Annotated in this window: 1 rRNA gene (only partly in view); it reads right to left on the bottom strand. The window is 57.4% G+C overall.

Annotated features, from left to right (window positions below):
• Window positions 1-1931: ribosomal RNA gene (locus ACZ66S_RS40550) — 23S ribosomal RNA — on the bottom strand; it reaches 1272 nt to the left of the window's first position.
• Between the last annotated feature and the right edge of the window lie 22 nt (window positions 1932-1953).

Raw genomic sequence — 1953 nt, 5'->3', positions numbered from 1 at the left:
AGTGATGGCCCCCCTTCTCCCGAAGTTACGGGGGCATTTTGCCGAGTTCCTTAACCATAGTTCACCCGAACGCCTCGGTATTCTCTACCTGACCACCTGAGTCGGTTTAGGGTACGGGCCGCCATGAAACTCGCTAGAGGCTTTTCTCGACAGCATAGGATCATCCACTTCACCACAATCGGCTCGGCATCAGGTCTCAGCCTTGATGAGCAGCGGATTTACCTACCACTCGGCCTACACCCTTACCCCGGGACAACCACCGCCCGGGCTGGACTACCTTCCTGCGTCACCCCATCACTCACCTACTGCAAGTCTGGTCCGTCGGCTCCACCACTCCCCTTTGCCCGAAGGCTCCGGGGCGGCTTCACGGACTTAGCATCGCCTGGTTCGATGTTTGACGCTTCACAGCGGGTACCGGAATATCAACCGGTTATCCATCGACTACGCCTGTCGGCCTCGCCTTAGGTCCCGACTTACCCTGGGCAGATCAGCTTGACCCAGGAACCCTTAGTCAATCGGCGCACACGTTTCCCACGTGTGTATCGCTACTCATGCCTGCATTCTCACTCGTGAACCGTCCACCACTAGCTTCCGCTGCAGCTTCACCCGGCACACGACGCTCCCCTACCCATCACAGCCTCCGTTGGGAGTATTGCTGCAATGACACGACTTCGGCGGTACGCTTGAGCCCCGCTACATTGTCGGCGCGGAATCACTAGACCAGTGAGCTATTACGCACTCTTTCAAGGGTGGCTGCTTCTAAGCCAACCTCCTGGTTGTCTCTGCGACTCCACATCCTTTCCCACTTAGCGTACGCTTAGGGGCCTTAGTCGATGCTCTGGGCTGTTTCCCTCTCGACCATGGAGCTTATCCCCCACAGTCTCACTGCCGCGCTCTCACTTACCGGCATTCGGAGTTTGGCTAAGGTCAGTAACCCGGTAGGGCCCATCGCCTATCCAGTGCTCTACCTCCGGCAAGAAACACACGACGCTGCACCTAAATGCATTTCGGGGAGAACCAGCTATCACGGAGTTTGATTGGCCTTTCACCCCTAACCACAGGTCATCCCCCAGGTTTTCAACCCTGGTGGGTTCGGTCCTCCACGAAGTCTTACCTCCGCTTCAACCTGCCCATGGCTAGATCACTCCGCTTCGGGTCTTGAGCGTGCTACTGAAACGCCCTATTCGGACTCGCTTTCGCTACGGCTACCCCACCCGGGTTAACCTCGCAACACACCGCAAACTCGCAGGCTCATTCTTCAAAAGGCACGCAGTCACGAGACACCAAGCAAGCTTGATGTCCGACGCTCCCACGGCTTGTAGGCACACGGTTTCAGGTACTATTTCACTCCGCTCCCGCGGTACTTTTCACCATTCCCTCACGGTACTATCCGCTATCGGTCACCAGGGAATATTTAGGCTTAGCGGGTGGTCCCGCCAGATTCACACGGGATTTCTCGGGCCCCGTGCTACTTGGGTGTCTCTCAAACGAGCCGCTGACGTTTCGACTACGGGGGTCTTACCCTCTACGCCGGACCTTTCGCATGTCCTTCGCCTACATCAACGGTTTCTGACTCGTCTCACAGCCGGCAGACTGTAAAAGAGAGATCCCACAACCCCGCATGCGCAACCCCTGCCGGGTCTCACACGCATACGGTTTGGCCTCATCCGGTTTCGCTCGCCACTACTCCCGGAATCACGGTTGTTTTCTCTTCCTGCGGGTACTGAGATGTTTCACTTCCCCGCGTTCCCTCCACATACCCTATGTGTTCAGGTATGGGTGACAGCCCATGACGACTGCCGGGTTTCCCCATTCGGAAACCCCCGGATCAAAGCCTGGTTGACGACTCCCCGGGGACTATCGTGGCCTCCCACGTCCTTCATCGGTTCCTGGTGCCAAGGCATCCACCGTGCGCCCTTAAAAACTTGGCCACAGATGCTCGCGTCCACTGTG

The sequence above is a fragment of the Streptomyces sp. NPDC107471 genome, from assembly GCF_055582845.1.
Note: the sequence above shows the minus strand (reverse complement) of the source record. Positions and strands in the feature narration are given on the sequence as shown.